The sequence below is a fragment of the Adhaeribacter aerolatus genome, assembly GCF_007991635.1.
GTDB classification, from domain to species: Bacteria; Bacteroidota; Bacteroidia; order Cytophagales; family Hymenobacteraceae; genus Adhaeribacter; species Adhaeribacter aerolatus.
The window spans coordinates 60,568-76,801 of sequence record NZ_BJYS01000003.1; the positions used below are offsets into that span (position 1 = coordinate 60,568).

Consider the following 16,234-nt stretch of genomic DNA (forward strand, 5'->3'; position numbering starts at 1 on the left):
TTTAAACTTTTTTTCTCACACCTAGCAACCATTATCGTGTTTGTGGAGTCTCGTAAGAAAGAGCTATTTATCGGGGAAAGTTGATTAACTGTTTTATTATTAAAAATCAGTGAGTTATACCCTGTTGGGTAAAATTTAGAAAATTTGAAAAAAGAGAGGCAGTTAAACTTTATTTTTAAAAAAACTTTTTTAAACTCATTGCTTTTCTGATAATACTTACATAAATTTGAATAAAGACAAAATAAAATTTACATAAACTTTTAACCGCAACCCGCATGAATAAAGCTCTACATTAATCCTTATGTAGCTTTAAAATGAATATTGTACAACTTAGCGATTCCGCTTTAGTTTCGCTCTATATTTCAGGTAACGAAAACGCTTTTGAGCTTTTAGTTAACCGCCATAAAAACAAAGTTTATACTACTATTTTACTGATCGTAAAAGATACTGAAACAGCCGAAGATCTGTTGCAGGACACTTTTATTAAGGCTATTCATACCATGAAAAGCGGTCGGTATAACGAAGAAGGCAAGTTCTCCTCGTGGATCTGCCGGATAGCGCATAACCTCGCGATCGATTATTTCCGGAAAGAAAAACGCAATCCGATGATAAATATCGAAGATAACGGCAATATTTTTAACACGCTGTCGTTTTCAGAAGAGTCAATCGAAGCATTGCAGATTAAAGAGGAAACGCATGATCGTCTGCGGGAGTTAATTCAGCAGTTACCGGAAGCCCAAAAGGAGGTGCTTATTATGCGGCACTACGCCGATATGAGCTTCCAGGAAATAGCCGAAACCACAGGTGTTAGCATTAATACCGCTTTAGGCAGAATGCGGTATGCCCTCATTAATTTGAGAAAGAAAATGACTAACCCTCAAATTTATGATAAAAACCTTTACTCAGAATGAACTGGTTCAGTATGTATACAACGAGCTGAACGGAAAAGCTAAAACCCAACTGGAAACCGCTCTGCTGCAGGACCAACATCTGGCCGAGCAATGTGCCGAACTTTTAATCGCGAAAGCCAACCTGGAACAATTAGAAAAAGGGCCCCGCGAAAAAACCATAAGTGCTATTTTAAGTTATTCTAAAAATTTAAGTTTGCAGCATTAAAAGCTGCAAACTTTTTTTATGCGCAAATCCGAACGCTTTCAGCACTTAATTAATTATTTCACGTCTAATTTTCCGGAACCCGAAACCGAATTACAGTACGGCAATGCTTACGAACTACTGGTAGCGGTAGTACTGAGTGCCCAATGCACCGATAAAAGGGTAAACATGGTAACCCCGGCTTTGCTCGAAGCTTACCCCACGCCCGAGCACCTGGGAGTTGCTACGCCCGAAGAAATATTGCCTTACATTAAAAGCATTTCGTACCCGAACAACAAAGCCAAACATTTGAGCGGCCTGGGTAAAATGCTGGCCGAAAAATTTAATTCCGAAGTACCCAGCACCGTAGAAGATCTGCAGAAATTACCCGGTGTAGGCCGTAAAACCGCAAACGTCATTGCCTCGGTTATTTACAACCAACCGGCCATGGCCGTAGATACGCACGTGTTCCGGGTTTCGAAACGGATTGGCCTGGCTACTAAAAATGCGCATACGCCCCGCGAAGTAGAAAACCAGTTGATGAAATATATTCCGACGGACCTGGTGCCGAAGGCGCACCACTGGCTTATTTTGCACGGCCGCTATATTTGCGTGGCCCGCCGCCCTAAATGCGAAGTATGTCCGCTTACCTTCTTCTGCGAGTTTTACCAGAAATATTACCCCAATCTCCCCGACGATCCGGAGAATAAACTTTAATGTGCGAATGATTGAATACTGAATGAGGGAGTTTTGAATGCATGAATTTTTAATAGGTGAGATAATTCGGAAATTCTTATAAACATTTAATACCTCTTTCTGGCCATTCTTCTGGAGAAGCGCTAAACGCTAAAAGCATAGTTTCCTCCACTATAGACGCTGGTAGGATAAGGAATTAACACAGTTTCCCAGAGGAACCTTTGGCAGGCAACTAATTTTTAAATTATTATAAATCCTACTTTCCTGATTTGGGTTACTCCCATGTGCCCCCTACCTTTGCAAACCTAACCGGCCATTTACTTATCAATTATTAAAGCTTTACGCATTCACTATTCAATCACTCTTTAAATATTCACTCCTTAGAACCTGTGTGCGGGATTAATCTGATAATTGATAAAAAAGGTAAACTTTCGGAGGAAACTATCCGGCAGATGACCGCTGCCACAGCACACCGGGGGCCCGATGTTACCGGTTTGCGGGTTGATTCGTACGGTTCCGGCGTTATTTATTTCGGACACAACCGGCTTAAAATTATTGATCCTTCGGATAATGCGAACCAACCTTTCTTTTCGGCTGATAACCGTTACGTGCTGCTCTATAATGGCGAGTTATACAACTACCGCGAGTTAAGAAAAGCGCTGCAACAGAAAGGCTGCACCTTCCGGACCAATTCTGATACCGAAGTAATTCTGCAAATTTTAATCCGGGAAGGTCAGCGGGGTTTAAGCCAGTTAAACGGCATGTTTAGCTTGGCCTTTTACGACCGGCAGGAACAGCACCTGTGGCTGGCCCGCGATCGCTTTGGCATTAAACCTTTATACTATGCCGAAACCCCGGATTACTTTCTGGTATCTTCCGAGATTAAAGCCATCGTTCGCACCAATCTGGTTCCGAAAGAATTAGACGAGACCCAACTGGCGCATTATTTGTATTATAAACATGCCGCTAAGCCCCAAACATTTTACCGGCACATTCATGAGCTAAAAGAAGGAACATCCTTATATTATGCCAAGGGTAAAAGTAACCTGGTAGCCTTTAACACTTCCAAACACTCAACTGTAAAAGCCGATAACCCTGCCCAATTAGTGCATTATACCGAAAGGTTATTAATGGATAGCGTGGAAAAGCACTTAATAGCCGATGTACCGGTAGGTTTGTTATTGAGTGGCGGCATTGATTCTACCTTATTGCTAGCCTTGCTGCACAAGGCCGGGCACCGGCACTTCCCGGCATTTACCATAGCGCACCAAACCACTGCCGGCACTTTTGGCACCCAGGATACCCGTTTTGCCCAAAAAGCTGCCCAGCAGTACGAAGCCAATCATACCATCTTTCAGATTGACGACTCGCTGTTAACCGGTACAGATGCCTTTGTGCAGGAACTGGACCAGCCCATTGCCGATGGCGCGGCTTTGTTAACGGGGTATCTGTCGGGCCAGGTAAAACCCCATATTAATGCAGTGCTTTCGGGTGCCGGAGCTGATGAATTATTTGGCGGGTATAACCGCCATTGGGCATTTTACAAATATTTACAAAACCAGGGTAAATCGGTGTTATTTAAGAATTTAGCCAAACCCTTGGTTCCGCTGTTGCCTACTGGTTTTAGCCATCCGTTCCGGAAAAAATTCTTACTCTGGCACAAGTTGGCGCATAAACTTCAGGCAAGCCCGCGGCAAACTTTCCTTAATTTTACGGCCATGGATTACCGGTTGCAGCAGCTACTCCGCCAAACCGACCTAACTGCTCACACCAATGGGCAAACCCCACTCGAAAATACCGACTGGCTGCGCTGGTGCCTGCGTCACGACCAGCACCAGTACTTAATTTCGGACGTACTTGCCCTTACCGACCAGGCCGCCATGCGGCACTCGCTGGAAGTAAGAACGCCTTATCTCGAAAATAACCTGCATCTGTTTTTGTCTGGTTTGTCCCCAGAAGTCTTATTCCGACACGGGCAAAAATGGGTATTAAAAGAATTGCTGGTGCAGCTACAAGGGAAAGAGTTTACCCAGCGGTCTAAAGAGGGTTTTGGCATGCCCCTAGGGCTTTGGTTAAGAAACCCGCAGAACAGCTACTTGCTAACCGAACTGCAGAACCCGGCTCATATTATTTTTAATTATATAGATTTTACCGGCACTCAAACCTTAATTCAAAAACACTTACGGAGCCGTCATGATTTTAGCACCGAGCTTTGGGCCTTAATCGTACTGGCGAAATGGCTGGGACATAATTTTGGCTAATGCATATTCTCTACATCCACCAATATTTCCGGAAGCCAGAACAAGGCGGCGCGTTGCGCTCGTATTATTTAGGCAAAGCCCTGGTAAATGCCGGCCACACGGTGGTGCTCCTTACCGCGCATAATGGACTTAAATATTACCAGGAAAATGTAGATGGCATAGAAGTACATTATCTGCCGGTGGCTTACGATAATCATTTTAATTTCATTAAGCGGATCTGGTCATTTCTGAGTTTTACCATCCGGAGCATCAAACTAGCTTTCCGTCTGAAAAATATTCAGCTGTGTTATGCTACTTCTACCCCGCTCACCATAGGGCTGGTAGCCTTAGCCTTAAAGAAATTTAAAAATATTCCTTTTTATTTTGAGGTACGTGATTTGTGGCCGGCGGCGCCTATCCAGTTAGGATATATCCGGAATATTTGGGCCCAACGCTGGTTATATGCCTTTGAGCATTATCTGTATCGGCAAGCCGAAAAAGTAATTGGCTTATCGCCGGGGATAGTGGCGCGCATCGAGCCCTATAAACCTGCTTCAGCCATTTACCTCTTACCCAACATGGCCGATTGCGATTATTATAATCCGGGCAGCCCTACCCGGAACAGCTTTAACGACCTGTTTTACATTTGCTATATCGGTGCTTTGGGGCGGGCCAATCGCGTGGCCTTTTTATTGGAAATTGCCCATGCTTGCCAGCAGCATGGTTTAAAACAGGTTAAATTTATAATTGTCGGAACCGGTGCCGAAGCAACCACTTTGCAGAATATAGCCGCCAATCTCAACCTGGAAAATATTACCTGGGCCGGCCCCCTGAACCGGGAACAAGTGCGGGAATATCTGGCGCTGGCGCATGCCACTTATACTTCCTTTGATACCCACCCCATACTGGAAACCAACAGCCCGAATAAATTCTTCGACTCGCTCGCGGCGGGCAAGCTAACCATTGTAAATACCAAAGGCTGGCTGCAACAACTGGTAGAAACGCATAAATGTGGCTTTTACGCCAATCCGGAAAAGCCCCGTGAGTTTGTAGAACAGCTTACATCTTATCTCGAACACCCGCCGTTACTTTTACAAGCCCAGCAAAATGCCCGTATGCTGGCCGAAGAGCAGTTCTCCCGCCAAAAAATAAGCCGAAAGTTTGTTCAGTTGTTTCCTCTGGAACCTCTAAACCCCATATTGGAATAAAGTAGCCTTACCACCAAGCTATCCAGCCTATTCAGAAGCGGCCAGAACATTTAATTGCGCTTGGGTTTGTACTTCGATTGGGTGAATAATTTCTGCGCATCTGTTTCAGCCATAAGCTGCGGCAACGTTACCTGCGGGTTTTCGGCCATGTATTTCTTAACAATCTGCCAGCCCACCCAGGTAGCAATACGGCCCGGACAGCGGGCGCTTATTTCGGGTACGCTGGGCCGCTCGCCGGTATATTTATTTACCTTAAAATGGCTGGTTTCGAACAATAAGCTTTTCTCGATAAAGTGTGCCCAGATTTTACCCTCGTTGTAATTAATATCGGCCATTTGCTGATCGGTATAGCCAATAATTAAGGAATCGGGCGTGCAGGGCATCATCTGCTTCGTAAAATAATAAGATTTACCGTAGTTCACCATTTCGGCCAGCATGGTATTCTTCTGGTCGGTTTTATTGTACTTCGATGAAATAAGCGTAACCAGTGCCGGCACTATATTCTCCTTTTCGTAGCGCTGCAGAATATAATCGGGTTGTTGGGGTCGGTAACTGGCTTTTCGGCCCGCAAAATAATCCAGGCCAATTATTACCAGGCTATCCGATAAAAATATATCCGGGCCTAATAATCCGCTCACAAAGGTTTTTACCTGCGGCACTGCAAACTGCGGGTAATAATATTTCAGGTGCTTAAAAGCGTTAGTCAGATCTTGCTGCACATCGGCCATATCGCCAAAATGCTGCTCCGTTTCTTTCGCAAATTTCTGCAGGTTTGGCTCCCGGATAAGCTGTAATAAAGAGCCAACCAACTGCTCTTCGCCGGGGTATTCACCGCGCTGTAAATATTTATCGGCAAAAACCGGGTGCTTTTCTAAAAAAGCGGCCACTTCCTTTTCGTTTTTTAAACCATAAAAAGGCTGTTCTAAACGTTCTATCTGGACATTAACATCAATTTTGGCAACCTCCGGATTTATTTCACAATTTTGCTTACCACAACTTAGAATGAATAGGAGAGTAAAAAGAAGTACTATTTGTTTACGCATGAAGTAAGTACATTTGAGTAAAATTATAAACGATTTTTAAAACCGTATAAATATTAGCCCTGTAATTTAATTTCTTATTCTATGAAAAAAATCTCTTTAGCTTTTTTACTTTTTTTAATTAGCGGTACGGCCTTCGCCCAATGGGAAATTGGTATAAAATTAACGCCCTCTATTGGTACCAACCGGGTAATAGCGCCCAAAAATTTTGAGTTTAAAAGCCTGAATGCTAAAACCCACTTTGGCGGTGGTGTTATTGCCGATTATTTTTTCCGGGAAAATTACGCAATCAGTACCGGACTTATTTATAATACCCGTGGTGCCGGCGTCTCTTACCTCGACCCCAACAGCTCCACTAACCAAAGAAAATCCGACGAATTTGCCATCCAATACCTGGAAATACCGGTTACCCTGAAATTATTCACGAACGAAATCGGTACCGATATGAAGCTCTACTTCCAAGCGGGCGGCTCGCTGGACCCGCGTATTACGGCTAAAGTAAACAATGAAAAACTGTCTAACAACGACGAAAAATATACCCGCCATTTTAATATTCTGGACATTAGTGTGCTGCTGGGCTCGGGTGTGGAACTACAGTTAGGCGAAAGCACCAAAGTGTTTGGGGGCCTATCTTATCATCGGGGCCTGATAGACGTTGATAATTTTTACGAAAATAAAGGCCAGTTTAACAACAATAAAATTTCTATCAAAAACAGCTATGTAGCCCTGGATATGGGCCTTAAGTTCTGATTTCAGCACTTTACCGCAACTAAAAAGCCCGTAATAAAATTATTACGGGCTTTCTGTTATTTACCGGTTAATTATTGAGCAGTTTCTACCTCCACCAGCTTTTCGGGTATATTATTCGGTTCCATATTAGTGGCGTGCAGTTCAATCTCTTCGCCCCGCTCATCTAATACCCGGAAATCGGTAATCCCCAGCGATGTATCCTGCACAAATTTTATCCATTTGTAATACTTAAAATACATCTTTAATTGTTTCGATACCAAACCTTTGGTATAGTAAGAATATACAAAAGGATGTACGTACAAAGTTATTTCTTTCTGATTCTGGACCGTTATTAAATCATCAATCGCGGACTCTATCTGGTCGGTTACCAGAATACTGGCGGTAATTTTACCGGTACCGCCGCACGAAGGACAAACTTCGCCGGTTACAATATTTTGTTCGGGCCGAACCCGCTGGCGGGTAATCTGCATTAACCCAAATTTCGAAATCGGAAGCACCGTGGATTTGGAACGGTCTTTCCTCATTTCTTCTTTTACCACATCGAAAACCTTTTGCCGGTTTTCTGCCGATTTCATATCAATAAAATCGGTTACAATAATGCCACCTAAATCCCGGAGCCGTAACTGCCTTACTACTTCGCGGGCGGCGGTCATGTTTACACTGAGTGCAGTGGCTTCCTGGTCGGTTTCTGAGTTAGATTTATTACCGCTGTTTACGTCTATTACGTGTAAGGCTTCGGTATGCTCTATTATCAGGTAACCGCCTCCGGGTATGCTCACTGTTTTACCAAAAAGCGATTTTAATTGCTTTTCGATGCCAAAGTGTTCGAAGGTCTTAACCTTGCCCGTATAATGCTTTAATATGCGAGCCTTATCTGGGGCAATCTTGTCAATATAAGTTTTGATTTCTTCGTACAGTTGCGGACTATCCACGACTATACTATCAAAACTTTCGTTCAAAATATCTCTCAGTATGGAGGACGAGCGTCCTAATTCGCCGATTACTTTATCGCGTTCTTTTGCTGTTCTTAAAACCCTTGTCCCTTCGTCCCAGTTGGCAACCATGCTGCGCATGTCCTTATCAAGTTCTGCCACCTCTTTGCCTTCGGCTACGGTCCGGATAATAACCCCGAAATTTTCGGGCTTTATGGACATAATAAGCCTTTTAAGACGTTGCCGTTCTTCTTTGCTCACTATTTTCTTCGACACGCTTACCGTGTTGGAGAAAGGAACGAGCACCAGGTAACGGCCCGCCAGCGACAGCTCACAGGATAAACGGGGGCCTTTCGTAGATATTGGTTCTTTTACAATCTGAACCAAAACCTGCTGGCCTTTTTTAAGCACATCCCCAATTTTACCCGTTTTATCTATTTCGGGCTCAAACTTAAAACCGTTAAGTCTGGCCGGTATATTTTTCTGGGTTTGGGTAGTTTTAACAAACTTATTAAGCGATTTTATATGTTCGCCTAAATCGTGATAATGTAAAAATGCGTCTTTCTGATAACCTATATCAATAAAAGCTGCATTTAAGCCCGGCATTACTTTTTTAACGGTGCCCAGAAAAATATCGCCGACGGTGTAATTGGTATCGTTCCGTTCGTGGTGAAATTCGACCAGGCGTTTGTCCTGTAAAAGGGCAATCCGTTCTCCATCTTGAGTAGAATTGATAATTAATTCGTTACTCAATGTCGTAATGATTTATGTAAAAAAGAAAATACTAAAACCCACGATTGCCTAGGCAACGTGGGTTATAAAGAAAATAACCGCGGGTTACTTCTTCTTATGTCTGTTTTTTCTTAGACGTTTTTTTCTTTTGTGGGTAGAGATTTTATGTCTCTTTCTTTTTTTTCCGCAAGGCATAGTTTAAATATTTTTGTGTTTAAAATTTATTTTGTGGCGCTGCTTGGTTTAAAGCAAACGCCAATATTATTTAAGTTTCTCCAACTCTGTATCAATAGAAGCCTGGAACTCCGGATTATTATCCAAGGTTTTGGCTTTTGTAAATACCTGCCGGGCTTCCTCCTTTTTACCAATTTCGGCCAAAGATACCGCCAGGTAAAAATTACCCTGAATATGCTTTGGATTTACCTCCACCAGGTGCTTGAATCGCTCAACGGCTTTATCGTACTGCCCGGACTGGATAGATAAAATACCCAGGTTAAACAAAGCTTTTTCATTGTTGGGGTTGGTGGTAATTACCTCTCTCAACAACTGAATTCCTTGCATAGGCTGCTCGCCGGCGGCAATGTAGGTCATCGCCAGGTTGGTTTTAGCATCCAGGTTAGCCGGGTTGTTCTGCAATACTTTGTTGTATAATTCGCGGGCTTTTCCGCTTAACTCTTTGGTGCGTTCTTCGGTGGCAGCAAAGCTAAAAGCTTCAAAATACTGATCGGCTGCTTTCTGGTAAGTTTTTTCACCGGGCCGAATGGCTGCTACCTGCTCGTAATAATAACCGGCACTGTCAAATTTAGCAATGGCGGTATACTGCACGGCAATTTCTTCGGCCAGCTTAGCCCGGTTAGCGTTCTCTCCGGCGGTCCGGTAATCTACCAACAAAGCTTTTAATTTGCTTAATGCTTCCGGGCTGGCCTTCACGTGTGCAGCCGAAGCTTCCGAACCATCGCTGTTATGCAAATGGCCCTCATGTTCGTCGGCTGTTCCGCCGGCAGCTTTATCGCGGTTGGCCGTGGCGGTAGCACCCGACAAAGCGGCGCCTGTTTCTTTATTTATAATTATTTTGGGTAAAGAAAACAATACCACCAACAGAACCAGGGCGGCAACAACAACCAGTATTTGTGCTCGGATAGTTTTCAGAAGTTCTTGGAAATAATTAATTTACAATACTTTACAAATGCAAAGATAGCAAAAATTAAGATACCACTTCGGATTTAATTTTTTTGCTGTTTTTGATTTTCTGAACAAAAGATTTAGAGGGTTTGAAGCTCGGCACAAAATGCTCATCTATAATAATGGAGGTATTTTTAGAAATATTTCGGGCTACTTTCTTAGCGCGTTTTTTATTTATAAAACTACCGAAACCTCTCACATAAATATTATTCCCGTTAGACATAGAATCTTTAACTACTTTAAAAAAGGCCTCTACTGTTGCCTGAACGTCAGCTTTTTCGATTCCTGTTTTGTCCGCAATCTCTGATATTACTTCTGCTTTAGTCACTTTACTGTATCAGTTAAATAGGTTGATATAAAATTTTACTTTCCCGTTTAAAGCGTTAACAAATTGTTTATTAGCTTTAAACGGGCACAAATGTAACCTCATTTCCGAAGAACTAAAAACTATTTAATTAAAAAAATATCCGGATGCCTGATTTATCTGTTTCCGGAATATAAATTTATACTTTTCAAATATACAGCATGATTTCTCCCGAGCCGGCTCTTTTTGGCAATGCCCTTATTAACTGGTATAGACAACACAAACGCCCCTTGCCCTGGCGCGAAACCCGCGATCCTTATGCCATCTGGCTGTCGGAAGTGATCCTGCAGCAAACGCGTGTGAATCAGGGATTGCCTTACTACCAAACCTTTTTAAGCAATTATCCTACCATAAAAGATTTAGCTCAGGCCACTGAAGATGAAGTACTCCGCCATTGGCAGGGTCTAGGCTATTATTCGCGGGCCCGCAACATGCACCATACTGCCAAATATATTTCTTTTGAACTGGACGGAAAATTTCCCGGCACTTACGCTGAACTATTAAAACTAAAAGGGATTGGGCCCTACACGGCCGCTGCCATTGCTTCGTTTGCTTTTAAAGAACCAGTAGCGGTACTCGATGGCAATGTTTTTCGGGTACTAGCCCGCGTATACGGTTTGGCCGATGATATCTCTTCGCCGGCTGGCAAAAAAGCTTTTCAGTTACTGGCTGATTCTTTGATTTACAGAGCCGAGCCGGATACCTACAACCAGGCTATTATGGAGTTCGGCGCTATACAGTGTACGCCGGTAATGCCCGACTGCCTTTTTTGCCCTTTACAGCAAACCTGTTTTGCTTTTTTAAATGGCTTGGTAGCCGCCTTGCCGCACAAATCTAAAGCCAAAGCAGGCCGCAAACGCTATTTCCATTATTTGGTGCTGCAATGGCAAGACAAATATTATTTACGCAAGCGCACCCAAACCGATATCTGGCAGGGGCTCTACGATTTTTATCTCCAGGAAACCGATTCGCCGGATTTGCCCGACGAAATCCTGCTGCAGGAATTAAAATTATTAGCGCCTGCGGAAACTAAACCGGTAATAAAAGGAGTTTCAGAGGTTTACAAGCACGTACTTACGCACCAAAAAATATACGCTAAGTTTTATCTTATCGGGCTGCACGCACGTTTAAGGGAGGAGGTTACAGAAAGCACAGGTTTGAGCCTTTTATCGGCATCCGAAATAGAGCAGTTACCCAAAGCTATTATGATTGACCGGTATTTGAAAGCTACTGTTTTTTAATTATATTTACCTTTAAATACTTTTAAGTAAACCTTAAAAAAAACCGCTAAAATAAATGGCAAGCATCAACAGAGTAATACTGGTAGGTAACTTAGGGAAAGACCCCGAAATTCGTCATATCGAAGGCGGTGTAGCCGTAGCCCGTTTTCCGATTGCTACCTCCGAAACGTACAAAGATAAAACCGGCAACAAAGTAGAGCGTACGGAGTGGCATAATATTGTGGTCTGGCGTGGTCTGGCCGAAGTTGCTGAAAAATACCTGAAAAAAGGGCAGTCGGTTTACATTGAGGGTAAAATCCGCACGAATAATTATCAGGATAAAGAAGGCATCCAGCGTTACAGCGTTGAAATTGTAGCCGATAACATGACGATGCTTAGTCGGGCTGAGGGCAGCAATGGCCAGGGCCAAAACAACGCGCAGGAAAGCAGCGCCGTTTACAACAGTGGCAACCCGGGCAAGCCCGAAATGAGCGCCAACTACGAAAACGAGCCGGATGACTTGCCGTTTTAAACGATTGTTGTACTAAATTTTAAAATTTGGAACCCACCGACGCCGGCGACCCTCCGAGTTATTTTACTTACCTGGTCTCCGCCTTTTTCTCGCCTTTAAGCCTGGATTTAGTTCTGGCTGCAACCGGCATAATCTTTTTGTTGCTGCTTTCTGCGCTGGTATCCGGCGCCGAAGCAGCATTTTTCTCTTTATCCGAAGCCGAGTTGGCTACCTGCCGGCAGCATCCGCGGCGATCTTATAAGCGTATTCTGGATTTATTGCAGCACCCGCGGCGCCTACTTACTACCATGTTGGTAATAGATAATATTATTAATGTGGCATTGGTTATGATTATTATTAACCTGGCCATGCGGCTGAATGGAAGCTACCTGGGCTTTTCTACGGTTTTAACAATTGCCGTTGTACTTACCATTGCCATTTCTTTTTTTGGCGAGGTACTACCCAAAATCAGGGCTACGCAAAACCGCTTAACCACCGCCTGCCGCATGGCTGGGTTCCTGCACTGGGCCGACATGCTGCTAACCCCCATTTCGGGGTTATTGTTGGGCCTGAGTAACCTGATTGAGCAAAATACAAAGTCCAGGCCACCTTCGGAACGGTTAGATGAACTGCAAAACGCCATTGATGCCACCTTAACCACCGAAAACCGCGAAGAAAAAGAAATATTAAAGGGTATTGTAAATTTTAGCACCACCACGGTAAAACAGGTAATGCACTCGCGGGTAGATGTTATTGCCTTCGACAGCAGCACATCTTACGCCGACTTACTCCCCCTGATAAACCAGTGGGGCTATTCGCGGGTACCCGTTTATACCGAAACCATCGATAAAATAGAGGGTATTCTGTACATTAAAGATTTACTGCAACACCTGGATGCAGGCCCGGATTTCGCCTGGCAAGCTTTACTGCGCCCGCCTTACTTTGTGCCCGAAAGCAAAAAAATAGACGATCTGTTGCGGGAGTTTCAGGAAATGCACGTGCACATGGCTATAGTGGTAGATGAGTACGGCGGTACCGCCGGATTGCTTACCTTTGAAGATATTGTAGAAGAGATAGTGGGCGAAATAAAAGACGAATTTGACGAAGAAGAGGAAGTGGAATATGCGCAAATCGATGAAAATACGTTTATTTTTGAAGGTCAAACTTCGTTGAATGAATTCTGCAAAGTAACCGGCATTGAGCCGGAAGTGCTGGAATCTGTCCGGAAAAACAACGAATCTGTCGGCGGGCTCATGCTGGAATTATTTTCTAAAATTCCGCAGGAAGGCGAAGAAATAGAGTTAGATGTATGTAAGTTTGTTATCCAATCGGCCGATAATAAAAGAGTAAAGCAGGTTAAAGTTTATGTGGGGGTTACCAAGTAGCGTTTTGAAATTTAAGTTTATTAAAAATATCTCCTGGCCACTAGCCTGTTTAGCCATGCTGGTATCGGCTTGCGGCCGCGAAGATTATACTCCCAAACCCAAAGGCTATAACCGCATAGATTTACCCCCGGCCAAATACCAGCCCTTAACCCAAAAGCATCCTTATTGGTTTGAATATTCGGCTTACGCCAAAATATTGCGCGACTCTTCACGCACGGCTATGCCCCACTGGATTAACATTTACTACCCGCAGTTTCAGGCTAACGTGCAGCTCACTTACCGCCCGGTTAACCACGGCCGGCAAATGCTGAATAAACTGCTCGAAGATGCCCGCACGCTCACCATTAAACACCAGATAAAGGCCGAATCAATTGAGGGTGGTATTATTAAAACCAAGAATGGCATGAACGTAAATGTAGCCGAACTAACCGGCGAGGTGCCTACCCAGTTTCAGTTTTACGTAACCGACAGCACCAAACATTTTTTCCGGGGCGCGCTTTACTTCCGGACCGCCACCGCCAACGATTCGCTTGCCCCGGTTATCAACTATATCAAAAAAGATATGGTGCACCTGCTCAATACCCTTAAATGGACGGAATAGTAATGAATTAAAGATTATGAATTAAAAATTAGAAATTAATTATCGTGAAATAATTAGGCAGTTTTGGTTATCAGAAATGATTAACGCTTAACAAGAAGACATATAAATTAATTATTCACAATTTTTAATTTTCTAGTTTAACTTCTAATTCAAAATTTCTAATTTTTAATTCAAGTAAGGTGTCCGGGTTTTTTAATACAAAGATTGAGTTTCTGAAAGGTATCGGTCCTCAAAAAGCCTTATTGCTGCAGCAGGAACTTAATATTTTTACTTATGGTGATTTAATCCAGCACTACCCTTTCCGGTATTTAGACCGTACCCAGTTCTACCAGATTGCCGAAGTCTACGAAGATTTACCCTACATTCAGGTCAAAGGCCGCATCCGCTCGAAAGAATTATTGGGCGAAGGCCGCAAGCAGCGCTTATCGGTAGTTTTAGCCGATGCCTCCGGCGAAATAGAACTGGTTTGGTTTAAAGGGGTGAAGTGGATGAACACCAGCCTGAAAACCGGCGTCGAATATATTGTATTTGGCAAGCCTACGCTGTTTAATGGCCGCTTAAACATGGCTCATCCCGAAATGGAAGAAGCCACCGACGTAAAGCAAGACCAAAGCTATTTACAACCCGTTTATTCTACCACCGAGAAACTAAAAAACCACCGCCTCGACAGCAAAGCCATTTCTAAAATAATGGCCGAATTGCTAAAAGCTGCCGCTCCCAATATTGCCGAAAGCCTTACCCCCGAACTTATCGATCAGTACAAAATGCTGCCGAAGCGGGAAGCGTTGCTGCAGATTCATTTCCCGGCTACTACCGATAAATTAAATGCGGCACGGTTCCGGCTGAAGTTTGAAGAGTTGTTTTACGTGCAGCTAAAGCTGCTCCGGCAAAAAACCGTGCGCAAAGCCGATTTGCGGGGACAAGTCTTTAAAAACGTACCGACCTTAACCGAATTTTACAACCACCACCTGGGTTTCGATTTAACCAATGCGCAAAAGCGTGTTATAAAAGAAATATATAAAGATTTGTGCGCCGGCAAGCAAATGAACCGGCTGCTGCAAGGCGATGTAGGCAGCGGCAAAACCATTGTGGCTTTTTTAACCATGCTCATGGCCACCGATAACCAGGCGCAGGCTTGCCTCATGGCGCCCACCGAAATATTAGCCGACCAGCACTATACCGGTTTAAAAGTGTACGCCGATAAACTGGGCATTAATCTAGGCAAACTAACCGGCTCTACCAAACAAAAAGAGCGCCGCCTTATTCACGAGCAACTGCAATCCGGCGACATGAAAATGATTGTAGGTACGCACGCTTTGCTCGAAGATGTGGTACAATTTCAGAATCTGGGTTTATGTATTATTGATGAGCAACACCGGTTTGGCGTAGCCCAGCGCTCTAAATTGTGGCAAAAAAATCCGGCCATTATTCCGCACGTACTGGTCATGACCGCCACTCCTATTCCGCGCACCTTAGCTATGACCTTATACGGCGACCTGGATGTATCGGTGATTGATGAATTACCGGCCGGCCGGAAGGAGATTGTAACGGTGCACCGTTACGATGCGCACCGGTTACGGGTATTTGGATTTATGCGGGAGCAGATAAAAGCCGGCCGTCAGGTATACGTCGTCTATCCGCTTATCGAAGAATCCGAAACCATGGATTATAAAGATTTGATGGATGGTTACGAAAGCGTGAAGCGGGCTTTTCCGGAATACGGCATCAGCATTGTACACGGCAAAATGAAACCCCAGGACAAAGATTTTGAAATGCAACGGTTTGTCCGAAACGAAACCCAGCTAATGGTGGCCACCACCGTAATAGAAGTAGGGGTAAACGTGCCTAATGCTTCGGTAATGGTTATCGAAAGCGCCGAACGGTTTGGCTTATCGCAGTTACACCAGTTGCGGGGCCGGGTGGGCCGGGGTGCCGAACAATCTTACTGCATTTTAATGACCAGCTACAAACTGAGCAAAGAAAGCAAAATCCGGCTAGAAACCATGGTACGCACCAACAACGGCTTTGAAATTGCCGATATCGACCTGAAACTCCGCGGGCCTGGTGATTTAATGGGCACCCAGCAAAGCGGCGTTTTAGATTTGCTCATTGCCGATTTATCTAAAGATGCCAGAATATTGCAGGAGTCGCGGGCTGCAGCGCAACAGATAATTGAAGAAGATCCGCAACTGCAACTGCCGCAACACGAAAACCTGCGCCGGCACATCCAGTCATTAAGTAAAAATACCGTAAACTGGAGCCGGATTAGCTAAAAACCGGT

At 44.0% G+C, this 16,234-nt stretch carries 15 protein-coding genes; 11 read left to right on the forward strand and 4 right to left on the reverse strand.

The annotated features are described in order from the left end of the window. Window positions 1-314: 314 nt before the first annotated feature. The 5 genes from AAE02nite_RS03155 (at window position 315) to AAE02nite_RS03175 (ending at window position 5,236) form a co-directional block, all read left to right on the forward strand. Complete coding sequence (locus AAE02nite_RS03155) at window positions 315-911, forward strand: RNA polymerase sigma factor (RefSeq protein ID WP_146895000.1); 597 nt, start codon at window positions 315-317, stop codon at window positions 909-911. After that, on the forward strand, window positions 886-1,116 hold the full coding sequence (locus tag AAE02nite_RS03160; protein ID WP_146895001.1) for a hypothetical protein: 231 nt from the start codon (window positions 886-888) through the stop codon (window positions 1,114-1,116). Before AAE02nite_RS03155 ends, AAE02nite_RS03160 begins: the two co-directional genes overlap by 26 nt. Before the next feature lie 18 nt (window positions 1,117-1,134). Then, entirely contained in the window at window positions 1,135-1,809 is a 675-nt protein-coding gene (nth, locus tag AAE02nite_RS03165; RefSeq protein WP_146895002.1) for an endonuclease III, read from the forward strand. A 368-nt stretch (window positions 1,810-2,177) separates the two neighbouring features. Then, window positions 2,178-4,049 (forward strand): asparagine synthase (glutamine-hydrolyzing), encoded by a 1,872-nt coding sequence (gene asnB / locus AAE02nite_RS03170; protein ID WP_170252511.1) that lies wholly within the window; start codon window positions 2,178-2,180, stop codon window positions 4,047-4,049. Then, window positions 4,049-5,236, forward strand: coding sequence for a glycosyltransferase family 4 protein (locus AAE02nite_RS03175; protein ID WP_146895004.1), 1,188 nt, complete (start codon window positions 4,049-4,051; stop codon window positions 5,234-5,236). Before asnB ends, AAE02nite_RS03175 begins: the two co-directional genes overlap by 1 nt. 50 nt (window positions 5,237-5,286) lie before the next feature. Here AAE02nite_RS03175 and gldB read toward each other — a convergent pair whose 3' ends face one another. Continuing rightward, on the reverse strand, window positions 5,287-6,279 hold the full coding sequence (gldB, locus tag AAE02nite_RS03180) for a gliding motility lipoprotein GldB (protein WP_146895005.1): 993 nt from the start codon (window positions 6,277-6,279) through the stop codon (window positions 5,287-5,289). 81 nt (window positions 6,280-6,360) lie between these two features. Between gldB and AAE02nite_RS03185 the strand changes: the two genes are divergently transcribed. Next, window positions 6,361-7,026 (forward strand): porin family protein, encoded by a 666-nt coding sequence (locus AAE02nite_RS03185; protein WP_146895006.1) that lies wholly within the window; start codon window positions 6,361-6,363, stop codon window positions 7,024-7,026. A gap of 71 nt (window positions 7,027-7,097) precedes the next feature. Here AAE02nite_RS03185 and AAE02nite_RS03190 read toward each other — a convergent pair whose 3' ends face one another. The 3 genes from AAE02nite_RS03190 to AAE02nite_RS03200 all read right to left on the reverse strand — a co-directional run bounded on the left by AAE02nite_RS03190 (window position 7,098) and on the right by AAE02nite_RS03200 (window position 10,200). Next, entirely contained in the window at window positions 7,098-8,711 is a 1,614-nt protein-coding gene (locus tag AAE02nite_RS03190) for an Rne/Rng family ribonuclease (RefSeq protein WP_146895007.1), read from the reverse strand. A gap of 240 nt (window positions 8,712-8,951) precedes the next feature. Then, a complete protein-coding gene (locus tag AAE02nite_RS03195; RefSeq protein ID WP_246150757.1) occupies window positions 8,952-9,731 on the reverse strand; it encodes a tetratricopeptide repeat protein in 780 nt (259 codons plus the stop codon). 163 nt (window positions 9,732-9,894) lie between these two features. Further along, complete coding sequence (locus AAE02nite_RS03200; RefSeq protein ID WP_146895008.1) at window positions 9,895-10,200, reverse strand: HU family DNA-binding protein; 306 nt, start codon at window positions 10,198-10,200, stop codon at window positions 9,895-9,897. Window positions 10,201-10,397: 197 nt separating this feature from the next. Between AAE02nite_RS03200 and mutY the strand changes: the two genes are divergently transcribed. The 5 genes from mutY to recG all read left to right on the forward strand — a co-directional run bounded on the left by mutY (window position 10,398) and on the right by recG (window position 16,226). Continuing rightward, the gene (mutY, locus tag AAE02nite_RS03205; RefSeq protein ID WP_146895009.1) at window positions 10,398-11,477 is read left to right on the forward strand and encodes an A/G-specific adenine glycosylase; all 1,080 of its coding nucleotides are present in this window, start codon (window positions 10,398-10,400) and stop codon (window positions 11,475-11,477) included. 55 nt (window positions 11,478-11,532) lie between these two features. Continuing rightward, window positions 11,533-11,988, forward strand: a complete 456-nt coding sequence (locus AAE02nite_RS03210) for a single-stranded DNA-binding protein (protein WP_146895010.1) — start codon at window positions 11,533-11,535, stop codon at window positions 11,986-11,988. 26 nt (window positions 11,989-12,014) lie between these two features. Beyond that, window positions 12,015-13,352: a gliding motility-associated protein GldE gene (gene gldE, locus AAE02nite_RS03215; RefSeq protein WP_246150759.1), complete on the forward strand. Its 1,338-nt coding sequence runs from the start codon at window positions 12,015-12,017 to the stop codon at window positions 13,350-13,352. Between the two features lie 55 nt (window positions 13,353-13,407). Beyond that, window positions 13,408-13,953, forward strand: a complete 546-nt coding sequence (gene gldD, locus AAE02nite_RS03220; RefSeq protein ID WP_146895147.1) for a gliding motility lipoprotein GldD — start codon at window positions 13,408-13,410, stop codon at window positions 13,951-13,953. Between the two features lie 179 nt (window positions 13,954-14,132). Continuing rightward, a complete protein-coding gene (gene recG, locus AAE02nite_RS03225; protein WP_146895011.1) occupies window positions 14,133-16,226 on the forward strand; it encodes an ATP-dependent DNA helicase RecG in 2,094 nt (697 codons plus the stop codon). Window positions 16,227-16,234: the final 8 nt, after the last annotated feature.